This window comes from Parabacteroides sp. An277 (assembly GCF_002159645.1).
GTDB lineage: Bacteria > Bacteroidota > Bacteroidia > Bacteroidales > Tannerellaceae > Parabacteroides.
Genome location: NZ_NFJB01000024.1, coordinates 32,286 through 54,269, shown reverse-complemented (window position 1 = coordinate 54,269; position 21,984 = coordinate 32,286). Strand labels below are relative to the sequence as shown.

Annotated in this window: 11 protein-coding genes; 10 read left to right on the top strand and 1 reads right to left on the bottom strand. The window is 45.1% G+C overall.

What is annotated here, in order from left to right:
• Positions 1-315 precede the first annotated feature (315 nt).
• Positions 316-1,791, top strand: a complete 1,476-nt coding sequence (locus tag B5F77_RS10585) for an ASKHA domain-containing protein (RefSeq protein ID WP_087330570.1) — start codon at positions 316-318, stop codon at positions 1,789-1,791.
• On the opposite strand, the gene B5F77_RS10580 is transcribed toward B5F77_RS10585, so the two are convergent.
• Positions 1,788-2,675: an AraC family transcriptional regulator gene (locus B5F77_RS10580; RefSeq protein WP_087330568.1), complete on the bottom strand. Its 888-nt coding sequence runs from the start codon at positions 2,673-2,675 to the stop codon at positions 1,788-1,790. The two genes, B5F77_RS10585 and B5F77_RS10580, sit on opposite strands and share 4 nt — an antisense overlap.
• 123 nt (positions 2,676-2,798) lie before the next feature.
• Here B5F77_RS10580 and B5F77_RS10575 point away from each other — a divergent pair, with 123 nt between their 5' ends.
• The 9 genes from B5F77_RS10575 (at position 2,799) to B5F77_RS10525 (ending at position 21,976) form a co-directional block, all read left to right on the top strand.
• Positions 2,799-3,890, top strand: a complete 1,092-nt coding sequence (locus B5F77_RS10575; RefSeq protein WP_087330567.1) for a uroporphyrinogen decarboxylase family protein — start codon at positions 2,799-2,801, stop codon at positions 3,888-3,890.
• A 12-nt stretch (positions 3,891-3,902) separates the two neighbouring features.
• A complete protein-coding gene (locus B5F77_RS10570; RefSeq protein WP_087330565.1) occupies positions 3,903-5,462 on the top strand; it encodes a sodium/sugar symporter in 1,560 nt (519 codons plus the stop codon).
• On the top strand, positions 5,462-6,130 hold the full coding sequence (locus tag B5F77_RS10565) for a corrinoid protein (protein ID WP_087330563.1): 669 nt from the start codon (positions 5,462-5,464) through the stop codon (positions 6,128-6,130). The genes B5F77_RS10570 and B5F77_RS10565 overlap by 1 nt, the downstream gene beginning before the upstream one ends.
• A 609-nt stretch (positions 6,131-6,739) precedes the next feature.
• Positions 6,740-7,729: a uroporphyrinogen decarboxylase family protein gene (locus B5F77_RS10555; protein ID WP_087330559.1), complete on the top strand. Its 990-nt coding sequence runs from the start codon at positions 6,740-6,742 to the stop codon at positions 7,727-7,729.
• Between the two features lie 48 nt (positions 7,730-7,777).
• The gene (locus B5F77_RS10550; RefSeq protein ID WP_239446282.1) at positions 7,778-8,596 is read left to right on the top strand and encodes an AraC family transcriptional regulator; all 819 of its coding nucleotides are present in this window, start codon (positions 7,778-7,780) and stop codon (positions 8,594-8,596) included.
• A gap of 15 nt (positions 8,597-8,611) precedes the next feature.
• Positions 8,612-11,593, top strand: a complete 2,982-nt coding sequence (locus tag B5F77_RS10545) for a glycoside hydrolase family 2 TIM barrel-domain containing protein (RefSeq protein WP_087330555.1) — start codon at positions 8,612-8,614, stop codon at positions 11,591-11,593.
• Between the two features lie 395 nt (positions 11,594-11,988).
• Positions 11,989-12,546 (top strand): ORF6N domain-containing protein, encoded by a 558-nt coding sequence (locus B5F77_RS10540; protein WP_087330553.1) that lies wholly within the window; start codon positions 11,989-11,991, stop codon positions 12,544-12,546.
• A gap of 533 nt (positions 12,547-13,079) precedes the next feature.
• A complete protein-coding gene (locus B5F77_RS10535) occupies positions 13,080-17,570 on the top strand; it encodes a DUF6383 domain-containing protein (protein ID WP_087330551.1) in 4,491 nt (1,496 codons plus the stop codon).
• 1,232 nt (positions 17,571-18,802) lie between these two features.
• The gene (locus B5F77_RS10525) at positions 18,803-21,976 is read left to right on the top strand and encodes a TonB-dependent receptor (protein ID WP_239446271.1); all 3,174 of its coding nucleotides are present in this window, start codon (positions 18,803-18,805) and stop codon (positions 21,974-21,976) included.
• Positions 21,977-21,984: the final 8 nt, after the last annotated feature.

Sequence of the window (21,984 nt, the reverse complement as noted above, 5' to 3'; positions counted from 1 at the left end):
CAAAGTAGCAAGAGACGGCGTCTCCAGCTTCAAAAAGTTCAGGAAGTGACAAGAGACGGCGTCTCTAGCCTCAAAAAGTTCGGGAAGTGACAAGAGACGGCGTTTCTAGCCTCAAAAAGTTCAGGAAGTAGCAAGAGACGGCGTCTCCAGCCCCAAAAAGTTCGGGAAGTGATAAGAGACGGCGTCTCCAGCCTCAAAAAGTTCGAGAAGTAGCAAGAGACGCCGTCTCTTGTCACTTTGTAAGTAAAATAATGTAAAAATAAAACCGGAAAGGAACGTTTGGCCTGCCGGGTAGGTTTATTTAAAAAGAAAGATATGGAAAAGAACTATACGATACGTCTCGAACCGGGTGGAAAGACACTTCAGGCGGCGGAGGGCACTTCTTTTGCAGAATTGCTTCGCCACGAAGGCTTGGTATTGCCTTGCGGCGGAAAAGGGATTTGCGGCAATTGCCGGATAGAACTGCTTGAAGGAGAAATCGGCCTGGATGAAGCGCATCGCGCCTTGCTGGCAAAGAAAGGGGCCGACCCGGAGCGGTGGCGGCTGGCTTGCAGGAGCCGGGTGACTGCTTCGGCTGTGGTGCGTTTGCCTTGGGGGAAGAATCAGGTATTGACCGACGAACAGATATACCGAAGTGAGACCGAAACGGGTATTGGGATAGCGGTGGATGTCGGTTCGACCACGCTGGTGGTACAAAGCATCGACCTGCCTACTGGAAAAATCCTTTCTACGCAAACCCGTCTCAATGCGCAGAGTGCTTATGGTGCGGATATTATTTCCCGTATCGCGTATGCATTGGAATCGGAAGAGAAGGCAGCCCAACTTTGTCAGACCATTCGAAAACAGATAGGCGAAATGATTTGCCAGGCGACACAGGGAAATAAAGAGTCCGTTCGAAGGGTTGCGTTGGTAGGCAATAGCGCGATGCACCATCTATTCTGCGGGCTGGACGTGAAGCCTTTGTCCGTTTTCCCTTTCCAATCTTCGCACAACGAAGCGCGTACATTTACGGCGTCCGAATTGACATGGGATTTACCTTCAAGCTGTACCATTCAATTTTTTCCCAATATAAGCCATTTCGTGGGAAGCGATATTGGGGCAGGCATTTATCAGGTGGGGATGCAGGAGTCTTCTGCTTGGCAAGCGCTGGTGGATTTAGGCACGAATGGAGAAATCGTTATCGGTAATCGGACCCGTATAGTCTGCGCTTCTACGGCGGCAGGACCTGCTTTTGAAGGGGTGCATATCGCTCAAGGGATGCGGGCTGTGTCTGGAGCGATTGCCCATGTTCATGCCGATGGAAGCGTAGAGGTAATCGACGGTGGAGAGGCAAAAGGTATTTGCGGTAGTGGTCTGATAGATGCTATCCATTATTTTCGTGCCACCGGACGAATAGATGAAGGCGGGGCTTTGACGGAGCCCAGCGATAAATTGTGGTTGACGCCACAAGTGCGCCTCACGGAACAAGACGTGCGGGAATTCCAACTGGCCAAAGCCGCCATTGCAACGGGATTCCAACTCCTCGCGGAACATATCGGCATCACGCCTCAGGATATAGAGCATGTATACGTGGCTGGCGGATTAGGACATTATGCCAATATGCAGAAAGCATTGGCTTTAGGTTTATTGCTAGATGTAACCGAGTCACAAATCGTACAAGCAGGCAATACTGCGTTGGCCGGATGCAAGCGATTCTTGACGGCCTCTCCGTTTTTTCCTCACGTGGAACACTTGGCACTCGAGACGGTACCGAATTTCCAAGATGCTTATTGCGCGCATCTCTTCTTTTAGAGATGTTGTTGGGTGGGGATGTGGTTCAAGAATTTACTGTATTCACTCGGTGTTTGTCCGACAATCCGCTTAAATTGACGATTGAAATGGGAGATGTTGTTGTATCCGCAATCATACGCCACTTCGCTAATCTGGTTATGCCGGTAAGCCAATAGTTTCGTGGCGTAAGAAATACGCATCTCGGTGATATATTCAAATAATTTTTTACCAGTATGTTTTTTATAATAGCGGCATAGGGCACTGGGGTTCATACCTGCATAATCAGCTATTTCATCCAAGGTAATATTTTCTTGGTAATGTGTATTCATATAATAATTAGCTCGCTGGACGATAAGGTCGCTTTCATGGACCTGTTGTTGGATGTAATCTCGGCTGGCCAGGTATCGTTTGGGGCAATTCGATAAATCTTGTAAGATGCCGTAAAGCGTAACTAACCTTTCCATACCGATTAAAGAGGGTAAAAGGCGGAATTTATCCTGAATGGAGGATAGACTCGTTCCTGAAAAAGCCAATCCATTTTGCGATTCCTCCAATAAACGCCATATCGGATGAAACTCTTCCAAATTCCAATCTTGAGAGGGAAAAATGTGGGGCGAGAATTGGGCATATACGGAAACAGACTTGAGCTGGGTCCCGGGTTCATAATATTTATCGGCACTCAACCATAAGTGGGGCAGATTACTTCCGATTAACAAAAAATCACCAGGACCTAATTGATAGACACGGTCGCCCACAAACGCATGGCCTGTTCCCATTTCAAATAGAATCAATTCATATTCCGGATGAATGTGCATCGGAGCCGTGAAGTAAGCATGTTCGAATCTTACGGCCTTGAAAGAAGAGTAACTTGATTTTTCTACTTTTTCAATCGAGATAGGCTCCATTATTAGACTATTTTTTATATTTCGGCAAATATTGTATTGATAGCGGCAAATATAAGGAAAAAGAATGAGCCTGGCAAGCTTTACCTTTGCAACATAGAAAGAATAACATCTAAAACAACTAATATGATGACACACAAAGAAAGAGTTATTCGTGCTTTAAATCACGAAGAGACAGACCGTCCTCCCTTTCAGGCTACTTTCACACCTGAATTTGCCGACCGGTTACGCAAGGAGTTTCATTTGCCTCCCCTGTTTTCAGAACCGCATCATCGCGAGTGGTATGGATATGATTTGGAACGGCTCACGGGTCAAGATGCTTTGCAAGTCGGGGCTGGTTGGGTTACCAATTATTATTTGAAGCCGGAGCCTTATACGGACGAGTGGGGTGTAGAATGGAAAATAGATCCCTATCAGACTCCATTTGGAGAGGGACATTATACCAACATTGCACGCAATCCGTTGCGGGACGACGATGAGGCTGCCATGGCCTATAAGGCGCCGGATCCTACCCGTCCGGAATTGTATCGTAATGCAGAACGTCTGGTAAAGGAATTCGGGGCGGAATATTATATTATCGGGCGCGTACATTGTACGATTTTTGAATCTGCATGGGCATTGCGTGGGTTGGATACCTTGATGATGGATTTCTATCTCAATCCGGATTTGGCGAATCATTTGCTAGACGAAACAGCGAGGTATCATAAAGAGGCCTGTTGCCAGTTGGTCCGTCGTGGCGTCAATATGATTTGGTTGGGAGATGATATGGGAGCACAATCATCGCTTTTAATCGACCCGGAGTTGTGGCGCACCTATTTTAAACCACGTATGGCAGATATTATCCGTACGATTAAAGATATAAATCCAAATGTAAAGGTGGCTTATCATACGGACGGATGTAATTATGATATTATTCCTGATCTGATAGAGATAGGGTTGGATGTACTCAATCCAATTCAAACCGAGTGTATGGACCCAGAAGTTTTAGCCGAAAAATATGGAGAGCAGCTTTGCTTTTTCGGAGGAATTGCCGTGCAATCTACGTTGCCGCAAGGTACGCCCGAGGATATTGCTCGGGAATATGAATGGTTGAAGAACTCCATTGGTAAAGGTGGCGGTTGGATTTGTGCCCCGACGCATCATGTACAACTGGATACGCCGATAGAGAATTTCTTTGCCTTGCTGAACACTATCGGTATCGAAGATATGCGTCCCTAAACAGGTTGTGTCATGGGTACTTTTTCGGTATTGGATTATGCGATCTTCATCGCATACGCTTTTCTTATTCTTTTTGTCGGGCTTTTCGTGAGCCGCAATAAAGGAACCGATAAAACTTCGCAGGATTATTTCTTGGCGAGCAAATCATTGGCGTGGTGGGCTATCGGTTCGTCTATCATTGCTTCGAATATTTCGGCTGAGCAATTCATTGGCATGTCCGGTTCCGGTTTTGCTATTGGATTGGGAATCGCCTCGTATGAGTTTGTGGCAGCTGCGTCACTTATTTTCGTCGCGGTCTTTTTCTTGCCTATCTATCTTCGGGCAAATATCTATACGATGCCACAGTTCTTGGAAATTCGTTACGATAAAAGGGTAAAGACAATCATGGCCTTCTTTTGGATGTTGGTTTTTATCTTCGTCAATTTGACATCCATTCTCTATTTAGGCGCTTTGGCTTTGAACAAGATTATGGAGATCGATATGTTCTGGAGTATTATCGCATTGGCTGTTTTCGCTGGGGTTTATTCGATTTATGGAGGATTGAAGGCCGTGGCCATCACAGACTTTATCCAGGTAATATTCTTGATTGGAGGTGGATTATTAACTACATTCGTCGCATTGAATGCCTACGCGGATGGCGGCGGGTTTTTTGCCGGATTTGAAAAGCTGTTGGCAGAAGTGCCAGAGAAGTTTGATTTGATTCTTTCGAAGGAGGACCCCAACTATAAATATCTACCGGGTATTGGTGTGATATTGGGAGGTATGTGGGTCTCTGCACTCTATTATTTTGGTTGCAATCAATACATCATCCAGCGTGCTTTGGCAGCGAAGAGTTTGCCGGAGGCTCAGTTGGGATTGGTATTTGCAGGATTGCTTAAGATTCTGCTGCCGCTGATTGTGGTTATTCCGGGTATCGTAGCGTTTGCGATGCAGGCACCTCTTGAAAAGCCGGACCAGGCTTATCCCTGGTTGATGCACAATTTCATTCCTTCGGGTGTGAAGGGGATTGCATTTGCGGCCTTGGTTGCAGCCATTGTCAGTTCTTTGGCCTCTATGGTAAATAGTATTTCCACTATCTTTACGATGGATATTTACAAAGAATACATCGTAAAAGATGCCTCCGAGAAACGGTTGGTGGGTGTCGGGCGTCTTTGTGGCTTATTGAGTTTAGTTATCGCGGTGGTGCTTGCTCCCTTATTGGGCAATTTAGACCAAGCTTTCCAGTTTATACAGGAGTTCACCGGCTTTGTAAGTCCAGGCGCCTTGGCGATTTTCCTCGTCGGCTTCTTCTGGAAGCATGCCAACGCTGCGGGGGCGATTGCTGCCGCCATCGGAACCTTTGTTTTCTCGCTGATTATGATGCTCGCGCTGCCGGAAGTCTCTTTCCTCGACCGCATGGGCTATGTTTTCCTCTTATGTGTATTGTTGATGGTGCTGTTCGGTCTGAAATCGCCGGTATCGGAGAAGGCGATTGTCATAGACAAGACCTTATTCCGCACAACAACCCTATTTAAAGTATTGAGCATTTGTATTATCGGAATTTTAAGTTGTATCTATTATATTTTTTGGTAATGGAAGAGTTATTAGCGCGTATCGCCGAATGCGTAGAAGTCGGCAAAATTAGTAAAGCTACTCCTTATCCTCCCACGATGAAGGGAATGGATGGTGCAGAGGAGTTGACATTGCAGGCCTTGGATGCAGGCATCGCTCCAAGTGACATTCTGACCCGCGGACTCATCGCAGGGATGGAAAAAATAGGCGTCAAGTTCAAGAACAATCAAGTTTTTGTGCCGCAAGTCTTGATGAGCGCCAAGGCCATGAGTATCGCCATGAAACATTTGAAGCAGTTCTTCAACGATGGTAGCGTTCAACGGCGCGGACAATTTATTATCGGTACGGTAGAGGGTGACCTCCATGATATCGGCAAAAACTTGGTCGCGATGATGGTAGAAGGCAATGGTTATGAGGTTATCGACTTAGGTGTAGACGTGAAAACCGAGCAATTCATCGATGCGGTAAAGGCGCATCCCGGTGCTTACGTTGGTATGTCGGCACTCCTCACCACTACGATGGTCAATATGGAGCAAATTAATGCAGCCCTGAAGCAGGAATTTCCCCATATCGTTACATTTATCGGTGGCGCACCCGTGACACAAGAGTTTGCCCAGAAAATCGGGGCTGATTACTATACGGATGGACCTCAAGAATTGGTAGAAATCTTGAACCGAATCAGCGCCTAAATAGTTTCGTAAGTAAAAAAGAAGAGAAGGAATAGAAGCTAACTCTATTTATTCATAAAGGGTTATCTCTATTAAGTCGTCTTTCTTGCACCGCTGATGCAAATCACTTTCCGATGTGGAAATACATTTGCATCACTGATGCAAGAGCATTTCCGAGCTGAAAACATATTTGCGACGCCGTCGCAAGGGCATTTCCAAGCTGGAAACATATTTGCGACGCCATCGCAAGAGCATTTCCGAGTTGGAAACATATTTGCGACGCCGTCGCAAGAGCATTTCCGAGCTGGAAACATATTTGCGACGCCGTCTCAAGAGCATTTCCGAGCTGGAAACATATTTGCGACGCCGTCGCAAGGGCATTTCCAAGTTGGAAACATATTTGCGACGCCGTCGCAAGAGTATTTCCAAGTGGAAAAGTGATTTTTCCCACGGGAAATTCTATATTTCCAGACGGGAAATAAGAATTTACGCAGTATATTCTATATTCCCAGACGAAAAATAAGAATTTCTTTCGGGAAAAGGGCATTCCCGAACGGGAAAATGGTTTTTCCCGCCGTTGCAAATCATTCTCTTTTTCGAGAAAAAGTTTTATTTTTAAAAAATAGGAATATGATAGATTGGATTAAACAAATAATAGAAGGAAATAAACGGGTGGCTATGCCGATTATGACACATCCTGGCATTGAATACATCGGCAAGCATGTCGTAGATGCCGTTACAAACGGTGAGACCCATTTCCGGGCTATCGAGGCAGTCGTTGAACGATTCAATATGGCCGCCTGTACAGTAATCATGGATTTAACCGTCGAAGCAGAGGCTTTTGGCAGTAAAATCGAGTTTGCAACAGACGAATTGCCTCATGTGGTAAGTCGCTTAGTTGCCAGCGAAGCCGATGCACAGCAGTTGCGCGTACCGGACTTGACAGCAGGGCGCGTACCCGAGTACCTGAAAGCAAACAGACTGGCTGCACAACGGTTTACAGACCGTCCCGTCTTGGCGGGATGCATCGGACCTTTTTCATTAGCCGGTCGCTTGTATGATATGTCTGAAATCATGGTGGCGATTTACATCGAGCCCGATACGATAGGACTTTTACTCCAGAAATGCACGGATTTCCTATTGAAATATTGCCATGAACTCAAGCAGACAGGCGTAACCGGTGTGATTATGGCCGAACCAGCCGCAGGATTACTTTCCGAAGAAGATTGCCAAGCCTTCTCAACGCAGTATGTACGACAAATCATAGACGCGGTACAGGACGATACCTTTACAGTCATCCTCCACAACTGCGGAAACAGGGGACAATGTACGCAAGCGATGGTAGACAGCGGCGCGGCAGCCCTGCACTTCGGGAATGCCATCCCAATGACTGACGCGCTACGTGATTGCCCGACAGATCGGCTCATCATGGGAAATATCGACCCAGTTGGCATCCTGAAACAAGCCACCCCCGAAGTGGTATTTCAGCAAACAACCCAACTCTTGGAGCAAACCGCTTCGGCGAAGAATTATGTACTTTCGACAGGATGCGACGTGCCACTTGTACCCGAAGCCAATATCGCCGCATTTTATGAAGCATTAGCTCAATTCAATCGATAAACGTAAAAACAGCACGTCATGGAGGCACAGGATAAACATTCATTCTTTATGCAGTTAGAACAGCTGACCAAGCAGTTAGAACATCCACGGTTGGCAGAGGTTTTCCGTACGATTTCTTTCCATCCCTCGGAGAGCTACGGACCCCACGCACATCTACGGATTGAAATCAATTATGTAAAGCGAGGGAGCTGTATTCTGCAGGTCGACGACGAAAGTGTATTATTTCGCGAAGGCGAGATTATGATTATCCTCTCGAATGTACCGCATGTTTTCGAAGCCGGAACACAAGGTACCACCTTGTTGCAACTGGAATTCCTCCCGGAAATTTTCTCCATGTTCGGTTCGCACGACCGTTTTGATTCATTTTCTGTCTTTACACGCGAGAACCGGCTTATCCGCATCTGCAATCATATACGTATGATGCGGGTTATCCAGCGAATTATAAATGAATTAAACGAGAAACGGGAGTATTACCAGAATCTAGTAGTCATGTATTATGCCGAATTGTTGTTGCTTATCTATCGCCACTTAGATGAGATATATGTACCCATGGGAGCAAACGAGTCGCTTCGCCATGCCATTACATTTATCCGCGCACATGTCGACGAGGAAATTAGCGTCTCCCAAGTAGCTAAGAACGTAGGCATTAGTGAACGTTATCTGCGGAAGTTATTCGTCGATTCCTTGCATATCGCGCCACTCGAATACGTAAACCAACTGCGTGTAAACCGTGCCATCGAATTGATGAAGAACACCGAACTAAGTTTAAAGGAAGTCTGTTTTCAGTGCGGATTCAGTTCTCCGCAACAATTCGCCCGCATATTCAAGGGACATGTCGGAACCGTGCCCAGTCATTTTAAAAAATAATTAGAAATAGCTATCATGAAAGTAAAAAGGATTATACAACTGGCGGGAATGCTTTTCAGCTTCGCCTGCACGACATTCGCTGCAGAAGAGACGAGCAGCGACATAAGAACATACATAATACCTGCATCGCAAGCCGGCATCCACTCAGGTACACTCTTGCTGAACGGGACATGGGATTTCCGTTACTCCGAGAAAAGCTCATGGGATAAGATAAAAGTACCCGGCGAAGCCGTCATGCAAGGTTATGCCATTCGTCACGACCAGCCCTTCTTTTATCGGAAGAAATTCGCCCTTCCGAAAGATTTCTCAAACAAAAAAATCATCTTGCGCTTCGATGGCGTATACAGCCATGCCAAGTTATTTGTCAATGGCCAATATGTACGGGAACATCACGGCGGATTTACACGCTGGGAAACAGACGTGACTCCTTTCGTCCGCCCGGGAAAATCCAATGAAATACAACTGGAAGTAGAAGACCGCTTGGATGAAGTCTCTTATGCTTCCGGATATGCACATCATCCCATCGGAGGTATCTTGCGAGATGTCACGCTCTTTGCCTTGCCCCAAGCATTTATCTATGATTTCCATACCGAGACGGATTTAGACAGCCATTACCGCGATGCTACATTGCGCGTTCTCTTTCAATCCGAAGAGGAAATGGAGGCCGTATATACGTTGATGACTCCAGACGGAAAAGAATATCCATTGACCCAAACGAAATATACCGTAAAAAGTGGTACAAACCAGCACGACTTATCCGTATCTGCTCCCTTAAAATGGGACGCCGAGCATCCGAACCTGTATCGCTTGTCCGTATGCCTTCTAAAAGAAGAGACAGAAGTGGGGCGCTTTACACGCGAAATAGGTTTCCGTGAAGTAGAGATAAAAGGCGACCAAATGCTGGTGAATGGCATGCCGGTCAAGTTGCGCGGCGCTTGCCGTCATGATATTCATCCAACCCTGGGCCGTACCACAACCGCAGAGCTGGATAGCCTCGATGTGCTTCTCTTCAAGAGAGCCAATATGAATTTTGTGCGTACCTCGCACTATCCGCCCTCGGAAGCTTTTCTGAAATATTGTGACCGCATGGGTATATACGTAGAATGTGAGACCGCTGCCTGTTTCGTGGATACCTACCGGCAAAAGAATTACGCGCCGGGAAGGACGCAGGACAGTACGCTCTTCACGCCACGCTATATGGGACAATTGCAGGAGATGGTAAAGTCTCATCGTTCGCACGCTTCGGTTCTATTCTGGTCGATCGGCAATGAAAGTGTCTATGGAAAGAACTTTCAGGCTTCGTGGGACTGGGTGAAAGCGACGGACAAGACACGTCCGGTTATCTTCAGCTATCCGGGTTCGGTGGGCGACCGTGAGCCGATTTATGACATCCTCAGTATGCACTATCAAGATTATAACGGCAATCTCGACCAATGGAACCGCTCGGTGCGTGGCTTTCAGGGCGAAGGTATTCCGGCCCTTTTCGACGAATGGGCGCATCCGGCCTGCTATACCTACGAAACTTTGCAGCACGATCCGGGCATCCGCGAGTTCTGGGGACATTCTATCGAGAAAATGTGGAGCGGACTCTTCGACGCGCGAGGCGGATTGGGTGGTGCTATCTGGGGATATGTAGACGAAACATTCCAGATACCGAAGCCTAAAGTAGGCGATGCCTTCTGGAAGGAATTTGCCCATACCGCAAAGCCAGAAGGTTTCCGGGGCGAGTGTGTGGGCTATGGCGAATGGGGCATTGTCGATGTCTGGCGTCGGGAGAAACCGGAGTTTTGGGCTACCAAGAAAGCCTACTCACCTGTCCGCTTGTTGGAAACGTCAATACCGGACATGGGTGTGGGCGAACGTCTTCTGTTACCGGTCTATAATCGATTCGACCATACGAATCTTCGCGAGATACAAGTGCGCTATATATATAATGATATAGAAAAAGAGGCCGTCATGCCAGCCGTATCGCCGCATCACAAAGGTTTGCTGGTCATTCCGGCCGAGGACTGGAAGGCGGGTACAGCGGTGGATATTCACTTCTATACCTCGAAAGGTGAGCTGATTGATTCAGAGCGCGTGGCTTTGGGCGAACAGCAGGTACAAATGCCTGCTCGCCGGGATGCTTCTGTCTCCTTGACGGTAGAGGAGACACCGGAGCATATCATCGTCCGGGGTAATCGTTTCGAGATTCCTTTCTCGAAGGAGACGGGTTTGATTGAACGGGCCACGTCCGATGGACAAGTGTTTATTGAAAAGGGACCCTTCTTGAACCTTTTCATCAACCTGAATCATCTTTCGGGTGCCGAAGTTCGCAAGATGGCCGACCGCATCATCACCTCAGAAACCGATTGGAAGAAGTCTTCCTTGAATTATACGCAAAAGGAAGGGCGGGTAGAGGTATCGCTGGTGGGTACTTATCAGGATATCCAGTTGGATATGGAATTCCTCATTACCCAAGATGGCCGTTTGTCTATTAATTATAAAACGGAAGGGGAACCGAATGGGTATCTCCGCGAGACGGGAATCGCTTTCCATCTTTCCGATGCCATCGATCACCTGAAGTGGAAACGTCGTGGCATGTGGAGTTGTTATCCTGCCGATGCCATGGCCGGAAACGAAGGTGATGCACCGCTTTTCCAATCTCAGCAAGCTGCTTATGGACAACGCCCGACGCAACCTTGGGCAGACGATACGCACAATTATTATTATTGGGCGGATGCGGGTGCGAACTGTTCTCGTCCGCTGACCCAACGTGCCAAGAGCATGAAAGAGCATATCTATTATTATACCTTGACGGCAACGGGACATGCCGGTGCGCTTAGTGTTTGTTCACCTGCTGCTACATTGGCTTGCCGGATGGACACCCGTAGCGACGGGCAAGTGATTCTTTACATCAACGATCGTTGGGATTATCCCGAAATCGCGTGGGGTAATTATTGCCAGACGCTTGAAGCATCGCCCTGTGCTGGACGGATGGAAATCCAATTACATTGAAACCCATCTGAAACATAGTTATAGTTGCCGGAATTCACGCCGTGATTTCCGGCAATTATAGTTATAAATGGAAATGATTATGACTATGAAATGGGAAAAGGATAGGCATAAATCCTGCCATATATATCATAGTAATTTCCAAACATATCTTTTATATTTCTTCTATAATGCTTATGCTGAATGAGATCCTGTGAATCGTCTCATCTTGGACACCACGTTCACCCAATCATGCAAAAGGCGAGATGATGTAGTGTGAAAGAAAGAGACTATTCGCAGTTTCTCAATGAATAACAGAAGATTAGCCACTTGGTGAAAGATAAGTTTTGAAAAAATGATGTATATAAAAATAAGTTCGTACCTTTGTACAAGTATTAATAATAAAAACAGACTTGGCTATGAATAGTAACCTGCAACTCATCCAAAGCAAGATATACGAGATTAGAGGCCAGAGGGTCATGTTGGACCGCGATTTGGCTGAAATGTATTGTATAGAAACGAAAGTGCTGAAACAAGCTGTAAAACGTAATTTAAAGCGTTTTCCTTCTGATTTTATGTTTGAATTGACGCGGGAAGAATTTGACTGTTTGAGGTCACAATTTGTGACCTCAAATGCAAGAGGTGGTACACGTTACATGCCATTTGCTTTTACAGAACAAGGAGTTGCGATGCTTTCCTCGGTTCTTAACAGTGAGGTCGCGATAGAAATAAATATCCATATTATGCGTGCATTTGTTGCTATCCGCCAAATGGTTGCTACGCCTCCAACGGATAAAGTCGCTGAACTTCAAAAAGAAGTCAGGGAGCTGAAAGCATACGTCGAGGAAGCGTTTGCTGATTATAACGACATCAACGAGGACACGCGGATGCAGCTGGAGCTGATCAACCAAACCCTGGCGGAATTACAAGCCGGGAAAAGGAACCTGCCTCGCCCGAAAGTGGGGTATGTGAAGTGAAAGGAAGAAAAACAGTTTCATCCTCCAAACCCTGCCCTTTCGTACTCCAATCCCCGCCTTTCGGATAAGAACGCAAATTTTTTTTCTTAAAACTCTTGCTATTTCATTTTTCCTCCTTACCTTTGCATCGATTCCACAGCGAATAGGGTTTCGCCTTTGGGAATCGATGAAATATTGACAAGCATTTCGTGAAGATTATTCGTTCTTGAAAACGTGGAAATTTTCTAAGAATAACTGAATAATGGACAGTGAAATGCTTGCGCTATGTACAGATTATTTGTGCGGGTTTCTTATTCTCTATAGAATTTATAGAGTTTTGAGGAGACTTAAAAATATAATCGTATAGGCGCGGGCTGTTGTTCTATTATAGTTATTCGGGTTATTCCACGTACCTCAAGAGCATAATAGACAACATAAAGCCCGCGCTTTTTTTATGCTCATACATGACCAAAGCCGGGTAGTTGTTTTGGCTTCATGGAATTTGAGATTGAGTTTTATTTATCTATTTATTAATAACTTAAAAATCAAGTTTTATGAACAAAAAAGTACTTACGCTTTGTGCCGGCGTTCTGCTGGTAAGCGGTTCAGCGGTATTCACGGTGAACGCTTTGAACGCGGGCGGTGAGAAGGTGCAGACGGCTTATGTGGCTGATTTGAGAGCCGGAAGTGTCGTTGGCTACAATTTAGTAGCAGCTGATCCAGAAGCAGAAGCTGCTGATGTTACTATCTGGAGTTTAGTTGAAACGAAAGAGGGTAGCGGAAAGTATTATCTGAGTCCGAAGGAAGGTTATTATGTTGCCAAAGATGGTACGATTGTAGAAGGTACAAAGGGCGTGACTAAACCTGCTACCGTTACGATTATGTCTAAAGATGACAACTATGCGGTTTCTTTGGATGGAAAGAATGCGTGGACAATTAACGACGTAGAAGTTTTCTTGTGGAATGAAGAAGGGATAAAAGTTACAAGCCCGGAAGAATCCCAGAAGTTGACATTAGCTACAGAAAAGGATGCTTACAAGAATTTAGAAGCAGACGGTGATTTGTATGTTGTAAGTTATACAACAAAAGATGGAAAACCATCTGTAGCTAAAACGACAGAAGATTTTGAAGTTGCAGCAACCAATACATGGAAATGGGAAAGCAGCAAGTATCTTTATTTGAGTCGGACAGATGATGGGAAAACTACAAAATTGTACTTGCATAATAACAACGGTGCCATAACAGTTAGTACAGAAGACAAAAGTGTCGTTAGTTACGATGGTGAAAACCTTTCGATTGGAGGAGAAAAGGTTTATATCTCTTCTAAAAGCTTTACGACAAAGTCTTCATCGGCTCAACCTGCAGCATTATACGCAATCTCAAAGTCTACAGTAGGCCCGCAGCCTGAAAATGGAGAAGTTACTTCTGGTTATTTCGTTATTGCTCAACGTGTTGCTACAACGGTTGCTGATACAAAATTCAATATCCAGAAAGCTGAAGCTATTGAAGGTAGCACAGTAGGAACCGAATATGGTCCTATTAAGAATGTTCAGTTCACGGAAGATGGTGTGTTGAATATTATTGCAGATGTAAACAATGCTGAAGTGCCTGTATACATTTCTTATAAGTCAGGTAACGAGACGAAGTACTTGATGAGCAATGAAAAATGGGGCGACACTAAGCAACAGTGGATTTTGCGTGATGGTATCTTGGTTAACTTGGATACGAACACAACGCTTGGAACTGAAAAGAATCCGGTTAAATATACTCGTACAGAAAGCACTGTAGGCATTAGCGGCGTTGAAGTTCCTGCTGGCGTAAAGGTAACTATCGAAGTTTCTAAGATTTCGCTGAAGGCTGAACAATTCAACGAATGCGATATTCCTTTGTTGGCTGATGAGAATGAAGATTATATTGTATTAGGTGGTCAGGATGCAACAACAGGAGATCCAAGCTATATTACTTATAATCCTTCTACAGGATTTGGAGTAACTACTGATTATACCGCTGCTGAATTGTGGAAGGTAACAAAGCATCCGTTGACAAACGGTCGTTATTCATATACCTTTACAAGCCGTCAATACAAAGATGCTGCTGGTAAACCTATCGTATTGAAAGTTGGTAATTATACAAGCTTTGCAGGTTGGGATTACGCAAGCGGTGTGCAATTGATTGGTATTGACAATGCGGGTAATATCGAAACGTCTGTTATCATTGACAATGGTCAGCTTGTAGCTCAGTATGCTGCTGCTACAGTATTAGGTTTCTACCAGTCTCCTGTAGAACAGTATACAGCTCAATGGTTGATGCATCGTTATGGAAGTAGCTTCCAGTTGAACTTCACGAACTACGACAACCATGCAAACAAGACTTGGACAGACAATATCTTCGAAGGTGTTGATTTGGTTCCGGTTGCAGTAGATTTCATCAATAATACGTTGACGGAAGTAACTCCAGAAAACGAGGATATACTCGGAAAGCATACTACTCAATTCTTATTGAAGAAGAAAGGTTCAGATCTTTACATCGCATTGGATGTTACTACTCCTGTTTCGAATGTTATCAAAGACATGGTGAACACAGGTGGCTACAGATTCCAGTTGTTGAGCGAGGAACATATTAAGGAGGTTGTATTTGGTCGTGGACAAGTAAACAATATTACTTATTATCCATTCTTCCGTATCAACTATTTGGAAGGACAGACGGAATATACAGCTTTATCAGGACATGATTTCATTAATAATGATATCTTAGATCCTGAAAAGACAGATCCGTATTGCATTGAAGTAGGTAATGGCAATAGTTGGCCATATGATGTTATCATTGTCGACATCAATGACGATGTAAATAGCGATCATTTGAATTTGTATGTAACGGTTAACGACCACTGCGAAAACGACGATCGTCGAGTTGATGTTACATTCTATACAGATGACGAAAACATTGTTCGTGGCGAAGATAAAGAGAACAACCCATTGAACTATCGTTATGTGAACATTGCATTCAAGGCAAGTCGTACAATGCAATTCTATAACAATGGTGCAAAAGTTAACTTGGATGGCAAAGTTCTTGGTATCAGCGAAAATGGAGGGTACGCTGTTCCTACAGAGAAGGAATACTTCTTGTCTGATAAGGCTGAAGGCCAGTGGGCTGTTTCAATGACTGACGTAACGAAGTCTGGAACAAGCAAAGATGGCATTGATACGCGTAAGTTTACATTCACGAACCGTGAGAACAAGAAAGCCGATATACATATTGCTGCTATGCACTATATGGGTAATAACATGTATGCTGTAGAATATGATTCAAGTTATGGTGATTATCCGTTTGGTATCGGTGCTACTCGCGACACATTGATCATTACTCCGGCTAAGGGTAACTTGAAGTTGACTGCAAAAGAAGATGCATTCAATATGGATAGTTACGCTAACTGGACGAAGGAAGACTTGCAAGACAAGACATTCCAGTTGTCTATCGATGCAGCTGCTCAGCTCTATGTAACAGAAAATGAAGGTAAGGATAGCCACTTCTTAGGCTTGACGGACGATGCATTGGAAGTTACGAACTGGAGACTCGTTCCATTCACAGCAGCTCGTGTTCATGATGTAGATGCAGCTAAGTATTTAACTGCTGGTACAGACTCTGTTTATACAATGTCTCAACCGCAGTATTATGACGGTGGTAAGTTCTATATCTATACTGATACAACAGCTACTATCACATACGCATTGCAGAACATCCAGAATAACGAATGGTTGACTTACGATCCGAGCCAGAGCCAGACAATTCTGTCTATGATTTGCGATCCGAATTCGAAGAACTACACGACGGCTAATTTGAACGAAGCATATCGTTTCGTATTGAAAGAGAAAGCTGAAGGTGCTCAGAAGATCGAATCAGGTGAATATAATATCATTGGTGTAGACGCTTGGGTATATGGTGATAATGGTAAGAGCAAGTATGTACAAAACGGTGCTGCTGGTGCTTATTATGAATTAGACCTGACGAAGAAGCTCTATGGTGCGACTACTTACCAGAATTTAGGTGCAGTAGAAGTAAAGGGTGCTTATGAAGATCCGACTTCAAACGACATCTTTACAATTGCTACAACGGCTTCTCAGGAATATGTAAAGGCAACGCCAATGGATACGGTTCGCATCTACGGTGCGGAAGACAACAACTACCTGTTGTATGAAAACAACCGCTTCCTGAACTTGAGCAATGCTAACGGTATCGCTCCGGCTATGGTTCTCGATACAGCTTACTACGATCGTCCGGGCAACAACCGTTATCAGTATCTGATTGTGGTGAACCCGCATTACACGGAACCGGTTTACGACCAGCTTCACGGTGGAGACTACCACTTGGTAACTCCTGAAAAGATGGAAGGCCGCTTCTTGGTGAACATGATTGACTCGGCTGTAGCTGTGGCTCGCAACCATAACAACCCATATATTAACGATATCGAGGCAGACCAGAAAGAATTGAAGCTCGGCTTCGAATGGGGTTATCGTACACAAGATACCTTATTCTTAACGAAGGGTCAAGGCGGTGAAGTTGTTGATACGATTCCGTTGGGTACACCTGACTTCAACAAGGCGAAGTTCGCGTTCAAGTATGTAAACCAGGCAGCAAGCGACGAATTCAAAGTTCAGACTGCATTCTACGACTACGACGCAGCTGTGAAGGCTGGTGATAGCAACGCGGCAGGCGTGATGAACAACGAAGGTTACTTGAAGTCTGTAAACGGTGTGATTGTCGTAACAGAAGGTTATACGCACGGCGAAGAATTCTTGATGGCTCAAGAAAATTCGGATCCGACAGCCAACGAATCCATCACCGCTGAAGGTGCAGTTAGCGTAACAGCTACCGACGGTGCCGTAGTTATCAAGGGTGCAGAAGGCAAGAACGTCATCATCGCTACTATCTTGGGTAAGGTTGTCGCTAACGAGACAATCAACTCGGATAATGAAACCATCGCAGTTCCGGCTGGTATCGCAGTCGTTTCGGTTGACGGCGAATCGTTCAAGGTAGTCGTTAAATAATTGACAATGGAGAATTGACAATTGACAATTATCTAAGCTCAGACATTTAATTGTCAATTGTCCCTTGTCAATTGTCAATTGAACTAAAGTTCATAGCATATAAATTTAGTTTTTAATAAAGTAAATAGTTAGCTGCAAGAGTGCCCCTCGCGAGAGTCGCCGCAGCCAGATTGTAAATAAATTAGTATAATAAAAAGTTCTATTCAAAGCTCGCCCTCGTCTGCGAAGACCGGGGCGTGAAACTGATAAGGAGGCTGTGTCGAAATAGGCACCGCCTCTTTTTTATTGGAAAAGTAGAGAAAGGTAAAGAGGAAGTGCATCGAAATAAGAAATGGAATGCAGACAAACGCAGATTCTTTTCATGGCTACGCGATATTTACCACGAAAAATAAAAATCTGCGTGCGCTTTAGTCCGCGTTTTTCTGCGTGCTATATATCCCTTACGGCATGCCCTCTTTTTGCTTATTAGAACCATAGGACGGTTAGCCTCGGCACCGCCACACGGTTAGCTTCGGCACCGTCACATGGTTAGCCTCGGATCCTTCCGGAGGTATCGAACGTAGGCCTACGTTCGAAGGTGACGTAGTACTATGTGGCGACCAGACGTAGCGTTACGTCTGCATCGAACGTAGTACTACGTCTGGTATCGACGCAAATGTGAATGGGATTTAACATATCAACTCACGATTACCTCTTCAACGGGGAATGTAGAGGATTCTCCCATCTACCAGAATCCCTATTGGCAATCGATGTCATTTTCCCTCTGCTCGATTGTCCTTCCTCAACAACATCATTTGAGCCTCCTCAAAAGCATCGTTTGAGGTATGGTAAGGGTACCGCTTGCCGAACGGCAAGCGATGCCTTTGCTTATTTTCTTTCTCTTGGTTCATTTCGTCGGTGTTTGATTGTTCCGAATTTGAACTTGATTTGGATGGATTAGTTCCGTTTTTGCATCCATTTTTCTATCTCTTTGGTGAATCGTAAAATAGTCCATGCTGATAATAATTTTATCTATTTTTTGTAATTTGAAAGCTTGATACCTTTGCTTCTGAAAAAGCCAGAGAGGTGCTTTTAAAATGAACGAGATTATGCGAACCATGAAAGCATAGATCTTTATTGTTAATATCTAAAATGTTTATTATGAAGAGGTTAATTACCCCCCCTATGCGGATTCTACGCTAAAGAAAGCGAGTGCCGCATTGTTGGCATTGGCCTTATCGGCGCCAATGGCCATGGCAGAGGCAACTTCTGCGGTTGATTTGCCAGTAATGGATAATGTCCAGCAGACGATTAAGGTGAAAGGCCAGGTGCTGGATCATACGGGCGTTCCGGTTATCGGAGCTAATGTGGTCGTGAAAGGAACGACGAACGGAACGATTACCGACCTTGACGGAAACTTTACGCTCGAAGTACCGCAAGGAGCTGTCCTCTCGATTACGTATGTCGGTTTTACCGAACAGACCGTTACCGTACGAGGAAGCGAACCGCTAACGATTCAGTTAAAAGAAGATGCCGAAGCATTGGAAGAAGTGGTTGTAGTCGGATTCGGTACGCAGAAGAAGGTGAATTTGACGGGTTCGGTCGGTACGGTCGACAATGAGATATTGGAATCCCGTCCGGTGCAGAATGCGGTCCAAGCTTTGCAGGGAGCCGTTCCGGGTTTACAAATATCTACAACGGGTGGAGCGTTGGATAAGACAATGGATATAAACATCCGTGGTACGGGTACGATTGGTGATGGTTCATCGGGAAGCCCATTGGTTTTGATTGATGGCATGGAAGGCGATATCAACTCCATCAACCCGCAAGATATCGAAAACATTTCTATTTTGAAAGATGCAGCAGCCTCTTCTATCTATGGTTCTCGTGCGCCGTTTGGTGTGATCTTGATTACCACAAAAAGTGGACGGAGTGGAAAAGTAACAGTCAATTACAACAATAATTTCCGTTGGAATTCTCCGGTGAAGACGCCGAAGCAAATGGATTCGTACACGTTTGCCAATTTCTATAATGATGGTATGATGAATGGCGGAAACTCGCCGTATTTCGATGCCGAACATTTGCAACGTATTCAGGATTACCAAGCCGGCATATTGACCAATCCGTTGATTCCAGACCCAGGCAACCCAAGCGTATGGGGCGATGGTTATACGTATGGTTGTGCCAATACGGACTGGTATGATGTAATATATCGCGATTGGGCTTTCTCGCAGGAACACAACCTGAGCATTAATGGCGGTTCGGAGCGTGTCACGTATTACGTCTCGATGAACTACTTGGACCAAAATGGCTTGATGGAATTCAACCAAGATACTTACGACCGTTATGCTACGACTGCTAAAATAAACATTCAACTGACCGATTGGGCGAAGTTTAACTATAGCAATCGTTTTACGCGGGAAGACTTTGGGCGTCCTTCTTCATTAACGAGCAGTTTGTTCCAAAGCCTTGCTCGCCAAGGTTGGCCTACGTTGCCGGTATATGATGTCAACGGGTATATGTATTCTTCACCCTCCCCAGCTATGGGATTGAGAGATGGCGGACGCGATAAGACGCAGACCGATAATATATACCAACAGGCCTCGTTGATTTTAGAACCGGTTAAGAACTGGGTTACTCATGTAGATTTCAATTATCGTATCAAATCGGCCAATCGCCACTGGGATAAGCAATATTTATACAATCACGATGTGAATGGAAATCCGATTATATGCGACCAAAGTTCAAACGTGCATGAAGATTATCTGAAAGAGAACTATATGAACGTCAATGCCTATACGGAATATACGTATAATTGGGCGTCAGGACATAACTTGAAAGGAATGGTCGGTTTCCAAGCAGAGCAATTACGGCATACGGAATTTGGTTTGCAACGCGACGGCATTATCATCAGTTCCCTGCCAGAAGTAGACATAACAAACGGCATGGATTACAATGGGAATACGGTAACGCCTTCGGTGAACGGTGCACGTTCGTCGTGGACGACAGCCGGTTTCTTTGGACGTATCAACTATGACTATAAAGGAAAGTACTTGGCCGAGTTCAACATCCGTTATGACGGGACCTCTCGTTTCCGGGAAGACCAACGATGGAATTGGTTCCCCTCTTTCTCATTGGGTTGGAACATGGCGCAAGAAGAATTCTGGGAGCCACTTACTGATTACATAGGCACATTCAAGTTCAGAGGTTCGTATGGTGAATTAGGAAACCAAAACACAGAATCTTGGTATCCGACGTACCGGATTATCGAAGTGAAGGCAAACAATGGGGAATGGTTGCAAAATGGCATTAAATCCAATACGGCGACGGTTCCGGCTTTGATTAGTTCAACCATGGGCTGGGAACGCATCCGGAACTGGAATGTCGGTATCGACTTTGGTGCATTCAACAACCGTTTGACCGGTTCGTTTGATTACTTTACGCGTAAAACCCTCGATATGATTGGCCCGGCTCCCGAATTGCCTTATATCATTGGTTTGGAGGTGCCGAAAACCAATAATACCGACTTGGAAACGTATGGATTTGATTTAGTCGTAGGTTGGCAAGACCGGTTGAAGAATGGACTGGGATATGGCATTAAGTTTGTATTGTCGGATGCCCAGACGAAGATTACCCGCTATCCGAACCCGACCAATACGTTGGATAAGTATAAAGCCGGAGAGATGATGGGCGATATTTATGGATACGAAACCATCGGTATTGCTAAGACGAAGGAAGAGATGGATGCCCATTTGGCTACGCTTCCGAATGGTGGCCAGGATGCGTTAGGTACCAACTGGGATGCGGGCGACATCATGTACAAAGACCTGAATGGCGATGGCAAGATAGACAATGGTGGAAACCAATACAATAACATGGGCGACTTGAAAAAGATAGGAAACGACACGCCGCGTTATTTGTTTGGTATTGATTTGAATGCAGATTGGAAAGGATTTGATTTCCGCGCGTTCTTCCAAGGCGTCATGAAACGGGATTATTGGCAAGGTAGCGCTTACTTCTGGGGAATTGGCAATAGCGGCATTTGGCATTCGACTGGTTTCGTAGAACATGAGGATTATTTCCGTGCCGATGCCGACCATGCGTTAGGCCAGAACCTGGATGCTTATTATCCGCGTCCTGTATTCGATACGGCCAAAAACAATCAGAAACAAACAAAATACTTGCAAAGTGCGGCTTATATTCGTTTGAAGAATGTACAATTAGGTTATACATTGCCTAAGACGCTCACCGAACGGTTCTATGTGCAAAAGTTACGTTTCTTCATTTCGGGTGAAAACTTGTGGACGGGAACAGGCATGGCGAATATGTTCGACCCGGAAACGGTAGGTGGTGGAGATGACGATAATAATGGTAATGCCTATCCGTTGTCACGCACAATTTCATTTGGTTTAAGTCTTACTTTATAAACAATAAT